7 protein-coding genes are annotated in these 6,320 nt (G+C 43.3%); 5 read left to right on the top strand and 2 right to left on the bottom strand.

The window, feature by feature from the left end; all coding sequences use genetic code 11:
* The 3 genes from WB217_RS18380 to spoIID form a co-directional block, all read left to right on the top strand.
* A partial coding sequence (locus WB217_RS18380; protein WP_423994760.1) for a YwmB family TATA-box binding protein occupies positions 1–176 on the top strand: 176 nt, incomplete at its 5' end.
* Positions 177–208: 32 nt separating this feature from the next.
* Positions 209–1,516, top strand: a complete 1,308-nt coding sequence (murA, locus tag WB217_RS18375) for a UDP-N-acetylglucosamine 1-carboxyvinyltransferase (protein ID WP_423994759.1) — start codon at positions 209–211, stop codon at positions 1,514–1,516.
* A gap of 294 nt (positions 1,517–1,810) precedes the next feature.
* A complete protein-coding gene (gene spoIID, locus WB217_RS18370; RefSeq protein ID WP_423994757.1) occupies positions 1,811–2,839 on the top strand; it encodes a stage II sporulation protein D in 1,029 nt (342 codons plus the stop codon).
* 101 nt (positions 2,840–2,940) lie between these two features.
* On the opposite strand, the gene WB217_RS18365 is transcribed toward spoIID, so the two are convergent.
* Entirely contained in the window at positions 2,941–3,930 is a 990-nt protein-coding gene (locus WB217_RS18365; protein ID WP_423994755.1) for a nuclease-related domain-containing protein, read from the bottom strand.
* Between the two features lie 334 nt (positions 3,931–4,264).
* Positions 4,265–4,699 carry a VanZ family protein gene (locus WB217_RS18360; RefSeq protein ID WP_423994753.1) on the bottom strand — a complete coding sequence of 145 codons (435 nt, stop codon included), beginning with the start codon at positions 4,697–4,699 and terminating at the stop codon, positions 4,265–4,267.
* Positions 4,700–4,885: 186 nt separating this feature from the next.
* Here WB217_RS18360 and WB217_RS18355 point away from each other — a divergent pair, with 186 nt between their 5' ends.
* Positions 4,886–5,845, top strand: a complete 960-nt coding sequence (locus WB217_RS18355; protein WP_423994752.1) for a peptidoglycan DD-metalloendopeptidase family protein — start codon at positions 4,886–4,888, stop codon at positions 5,843–5,845.
* Between the two features lie 107 nt (positions 5,846–5,952).
* The coding region (locus WB217_RS18350; RefSeq protein ID WP_423994750.1) for an NTF2-like N-terminal transpeptidase domain-containing protein at positions 5,953–6,320 on the top strand (368 nt) is incomplete at its 3' end.

Genomic DNA, 6,320 nt, shown 5'->3' with positions numbered 1-6,320 from the left:
TTGAAGGATTAGAAGAGGAGTCATTTATTTCTACATCCGCTTTCTCGCCTTTATTCGACAAATCATTGAGCAGTGAACATGACATGAATTTGCAGCTTGGATTACGGAAAACTGACCGATTGGGCGCAAAGACTACCCTTGTAGTTGGCACACCCATCATAACGATTGAATATTAATATAGAGAAATTGGACGCGGAGGGGAATACACTTGGAAAAAATCATCGTCCGCGGCGGACAAAGGCTGAGCGGTTCTGTAAAGGTTGAAGGAGCTAAGAATGCCGTCTTGCCTGTTATCGCTGCAACATTATTAGCAAGTGACGGAAAAAGCGTAATTCGTGATGTGCCAACTCTCTCCGATGTATATACCATCAACGAAGTATTACGTTCTTTAAACGCCGTAGTGGAGTTTGAAAATAACACAATAACAGTAGATGCATCTGGAGAGTTAAAAATCGAAGCGCCATTTGAATATGTTCGTAAAATGCGTGCCTCTGTACTTGTAATGGGATCCCTGCTTGCCAGGAATGGCCGTGCTCGCGTAGCATTGCCAGGCGGCTGTGCAATCGGTTCCCGTCCTATCGACCAGCACCTTAAAGGTTTCGAAGCTATGGGTGCTTCAGTGAAGGTAGGAAACGGTTTTATTGAAGCCGAAGCAGTTAATGGCTTACACGGAGCTAAAATATATTTAGATTTCCCTAGCGTTGGCGCTACGGAAAATATCATGATGGCCGCTGTTCTTGCGAAAGGCACGACAATCATGGAAAACGCCGCAAAAGAACCAGAGATCGTTGACCTTGCAAACTTCCTGAACAAAATGGGTGCGAAGGTTCGTGGCGCAGGTACAGGCACAATCCGTATCGAAGGCGTTGAAGTGTTATTCGGCGCAGACCACAACATCATTCCGGACCGAATTGAAGCAGGAACATTCATGGTTGCTTCTGCCATTACAGGCGGAAATGTCCTTGTACAAGGCGCTGTACCTGAACATTTATCTTCATTAGTTGCCAAGATGGAAGAAATGGGCGTTACAATCATTGAAGAAGAAGACGGTCTTCGTGTCATCGGACCTGAAACGCTAAAAGCAGTTGATATCAAGACAATGCCACACCCTGGATTCCCGACGGATATGCAATCCCAGATGATGGCACTGCTATTGCGTGCTCAGGGAACAAGCATGATCACAGAAACGGTATTCGAAAATCGTTTCATGCACGTGGAAGAATTCCGCCGCATGAACGCGAACATCAAAATTGATGGACGCTCTGTCATCATGAACGGACCATCTGACCTTCAGGGAGCAGAAGTGGCAGCAACAGACTTGCGTGCAGCTGCATCATTGATCCTGACTGGCCTTGTAGCCGATGGAATGACTCGCGTGACAGAATTGTATCACCTTGACCGCGGATACGTGGACTTCCATCTGAAACTTGCAGCACTTGGCGCAGACATCGAACGCGTAAGCGAAATCGAAGAAATGCCAGTGACTGAGAACCTCGTTTCAGATATGAACGCATAAATCAACATACCCAATAAACCGGAGAATTGTGCATATTAGTATAGTTCTGCGGTTTTTTTCTTTTTATACGTTCTAATGTGGATTATGAGTAAATTCTTGTTAATTTTTATACCATCTAATGTTGATTAGTAAATACTTGTAAAAAAATAACTGTCCAATTTCATTTTTTAAAAAGGCAATCATTTTAGCCAAATAGCGATTGATCAAAAATTATGTCATAAATGCTTGTCCGCCTCCATAAGTATGGATTGAGACGGTAATAACCGCCTTAATTTCATAATGGAGGCTTTTTCTATGTTAAAATTCAAACCTTTCATCGTACTAGCTGCAATCCTATTTGCTGTCACACTCCTCATACCTACCATGCTCGTCCTCCCTTTTATGGAAGAAAAGGCAGGCGGAAAGCTGGGAGAAGAGCTTCAGAATGATGCGAAGGATGTTGCGGCGCTGCCGTCCGCAGATTCGGCTGTTGAGGTGGCCGTATACCGGACTGCTTTGTCAAAGACAGAGAAGCTTCCACTGGACGAATACTTAATTGGTGTCGTAGCAGCCGAAATGCCAGCGGAGTTCGAGTTGGAAGCATTGAAGGCGCAGGCGCTGTCCGCAAGAACCTATTATGTAAAACAAATGATGAGCCCGAATAAAGTAGGCGTTCCCGCAGGAGCTCAGCTGAACGATACAACCATCCACCAGGTCTTTAAAAATAAAGAAGAACTGAAGAAGCAGTGGGGCGTTGATTATAAATGGAAATTCAAGAAGATTGCCGAAGCCGTAAAGGCGACTGACGGCCAGGTTCTTACTTTTGGCGGGGCACCGATCGATGCAACCTTCTTTTCAACAAGTAACGGTTTCACCGAGAATTCAGAGGAATACTGGGCCAATGCCTTCCCATACCTGCGCAGCGTCGAAAGTCCTTGGGATCTGAAATCGCCAAAGTTCCGCAGTGAGACCGTTATGACCGTTGCTGCATTTGAATCAAAGCTGGGTGTTAAGTTGGCGAATTCCGCTACAATCGGCAAGGTCATTTCCCGGACAGCCGGCAACCGCGTTGGAAAAATTGATATAGGCGGTAAAGTTTTAACCGGGAAGGAAGTCCGTGAAAAGCTCGATTTAAGATCCAGCGACTTCTCCTGGGTCATCAAAGGCAATAACGTCGTCATCACCACCGAAGGCTTCGGCCACGGCGTCGGCATGAGCCAATACGGCGCCAACGGCATGGCAACAGAAGGCAAGACCTATAAAGACATCGTCACGCACTATTACAAGGGGGTAGAAATTGCTTCGGCGGATAGTCTGATGACGAAGGTGACGGCGAGGAAATAGGACTGCGTTTAGTTGGAATGTCAGGGAAGCAAATATAGATTACACGGCCAGGGCAAAGTGCGCCCTGGCTTTTTAGCGCTGTAGGGATGGATTGGTATCTTTTATTTTTTCGCGGGTTGAAAGAACGTTTCGATGTTAGGAGGCATGTGGTAGAGGCGGCCTTTTTTGGTGCCTGTGAAGGGAAGGCGCATGGAAGAGAGTAGATCACTGGCCGTCTTGTATGTAATCCCGGTACAAAACTCTCTGCAGAATTGATTATTTATGGAAGGACTGATAAGAAGGAAAAACTCTTTTAATGCTTTATGATGCGCTGTCTTCGACTTTTGCCCACATACAGGGCATAGCCAGAACCACCTTTCGCGTTCCATGCCAATTGTTGAACAAGACGGGCATTGAACTCCTTTTTGAAGATCGTCGTGGGTAAGAGAATAGGGTTTTAATACATCGGGGTGATGTGGAGTATGCTTCTTTATTAGTAACTTGGATAACTTTCTTACGTCTTTGTCGGTGAAAATGACGCTTTGAGTATACTCATCTATTTGGAGCACACGATTCAATAACACATCTCCTTTCACTATTACTTTATTAAGTCGGCGATCATTGGTCTTAATAATGGTAGAAGAGTTGCTGACCACCACCAGATGATAAATTGGAGGGACATCGAATGTGTATTGTTTGAGCCACCTTTTTAGGTGCCATGCTTGCATTTTAACTTGAATAAGCGGATGATCATATGATTTTTCTTTTTCATCTTTCGTTTGGATCATTTGTTCAGAATCTTTATCGAAGAAGAGCGTGCCTTTGTGGTTTTTTGTTTCAATTAGAAGGATATAACGAAGCGTTAGGATAAGGGTATCGATTTGGAAATTCCATTCTCCATCGGCAAGACGTAAATCCCGAAAGAGATGGAACCCTTTTTCAGGCAAAAAGCTTAAACGGTAATCGGTTTGCAGTTCCCCTTTGTAACCAGCGCGCCATGTTTTGTAATCTTGCTCAATTAAAGGGAGTTTAGGGTGGTTTGGTATGATTCGATTCATTAAAGCTTCATATTTCCTAAGCCGAATCGGATATGTTCTTTCTTTTTCTATCAAATTGGTCACTTCCTTTATCGTTTTGTATATGAATTCTTCGATCAGTTGAGAAATACCTATTAAAGTATCGGATTTATTGTGAAATATTTATGTCCGTTACCTTAAATTAATGGATATTCACGGTCAAGAGCAATTTATTAACGGTTGGCTTCGTTTTATTCACGGTTGAGGGGATTATATTTACGGTTGGCTTTGTTTTATTCACGGTTGATGTAATAACCGCTATATTCAACCCGAAAAAGAGGTAATTTGAAATAAAATTACATAAAAAGACGTCGAAAAAAAGCCAGCCTCAATCCAAGGCCAGCCGCTAAAAAACCGTAATTAATCTCTTTTATCCAAGAACTCGCCCCTCAACCCCACGCAAAACCCTTCCCAGCCTCACAAACTTGCCGCTGAAGTATGCATGATGAATGAAATGTGAGGCCGCTAACACCCCAATTACATCTTTTACAAAATCAATGACGGTTGAGGATCGATATGGGACGAAGCTCTGGTGAATTTCGTCGAGCAGGCCGTATGAGATGGCCACACCCATGAAGATGAAGCTTAATGCCGGTGTGAAGCGGCGGGTCGTCAATGCTGCCAATACGAGCAATACATATAAAATCCCGAACTCTACCAGGTGGAGAGACTCTTTTAAAAAGCGGTCGACACCACGGTCAGGAAGCTCAATCACAGCGGTATCTGGCAGGCTGGACATGATCCAGATCGCAGCCATATAGGCAAATGGAAGAATTCGCAAAAACCATACTAGTAACTTTTTCATTGAAAAACCCTCACTTTATATTGTTATAACAAGACGAGATCCAGCTTAAAACCTAGAATTTCCCCCGCCAAAAAACTTTTTTGCATAAAATAATCACCTTTGTCGAAAAATAAGCAGTAAAAAATTTTTCAACTCTATGTATATATTTTTTCGCATCTGTTCAGACTGATTGCTGAGGTGATGAAAATGAGAGAGGAAAGATCTTCTCAAGACAAAAAGAACAGCTTTTTCAAGAAGCGGTGGGTGTATCCAACAGTTTATATTGCTAGTGCCGCAATCATTCTAACTGGTGTCCTATGGTATCAAAACAGCGGTAGCAACGGAACAGATCAGAGCGAGTACAAAGCGACTGATATGCCTGGCAAAAAATTCAATGACCAGCCAGCAGTAGAAGTTAACCGCGCAATGGAAAACTTTGTAATGCCAGTGGTGAGTGAAGACGACGCTGTCATCCAAATGGGATTCTATGATAATGACAGCAAGGCAGAAGAGCAAGAAGCAGCTCTAGTGTTCTATGACAATACGTACCATCCGAACACTGGTTTAGACATTGCTTCAAAAGATGGCAAGGAATTTGATGTTGTTGCTTCATTAAGTGGTACTGTCACTAAAGTCATGGAAGATGGTTTACTAGGAAACGTCATTGTAATCGAACATGACAAAGGTATTGTAACACAATATCAATCGGTTAAAGACTACCAAGTTAAAGTTGGCGACCAAGTCGAGCAAGGACAAGTCATTGCGAAATCTGGTACAAGCCTGATCAATGAAAAGGCTGGCAACCACGTACACTTTGAAATCCGTAAGGAAAATGTACCTGTAAATCCACATGAGTACTTCAACAAGTCGCTTAGCGCATTGCAGGAAGCAGAAATTACGAATGAAAAAGCCGCTACTGATGGAGATGCAGGCAAGTCAGAAGAAGCTACTGAAGAGGGCAAGCCAACTGGTGAAGGTTCAGAAAACAAAGCTCCGGATGCGGACAAGCCTGCTGATGATAAAGCGGGCAAAGAAGCTGGAGATAAGTCTGACAGCGTAACCCCAGATGAAGATAAGCCAGCAGATGATGGATCTGACAAAGAAGATAAGGACGCAGGGGAAGACAAAGATTCTTCAACTGACTCTGACACTTCAAGCAACTCTTAATAAATTACATTTTATAAAATCCGCCAGTCACGTGTGGCGGATTTTTTTTCGTATCTTTTTTAGAAAAAGTAAATCTATGGTAAAATCAAACGGAAGGAGGGGTACATATGAAAAAGATGATTTTGTTTATAGGACTTATATTTTTTGCAGTATTCGTCGCTGGCTGCAGCAAGGAACCGACTCCGGAGGAACGTTTTTCGCAGTATGTGAAGCTGTGGAATGATCAGAAGTTTGATGAGATGTATGGATTTTTATCTGAGGAAGCGAAGGGAACGATCTCAAAAGATGAGTTCGTCAATCGCTATAATAAAATTTATAAAGACTTAGAGATTAACAAGCTGAAGGTCAGCTATAAGCAGCCGGAGGAGGAGCAGGAGCATAAGGAAGACCAAGTCTCCCTGCCTTTTTCGGCAAAAATGGAGAGTGTCGGTGGACCAATCGCGTTTGACCATGAGGCTGCTCTTGTAAAAGAGGA

The organism is Mesobacillus sp., from assembly GCF_049588175.1.
GTDB lineage: Bacteria > Bacillota > Bacilli > Bacillales > Cytobacillaceae > Mesobacillus.
Note: the sequence above shows the minus strand (reverse complement) of the source record. Positions and strands in the feature narration are given on the sequence as shown.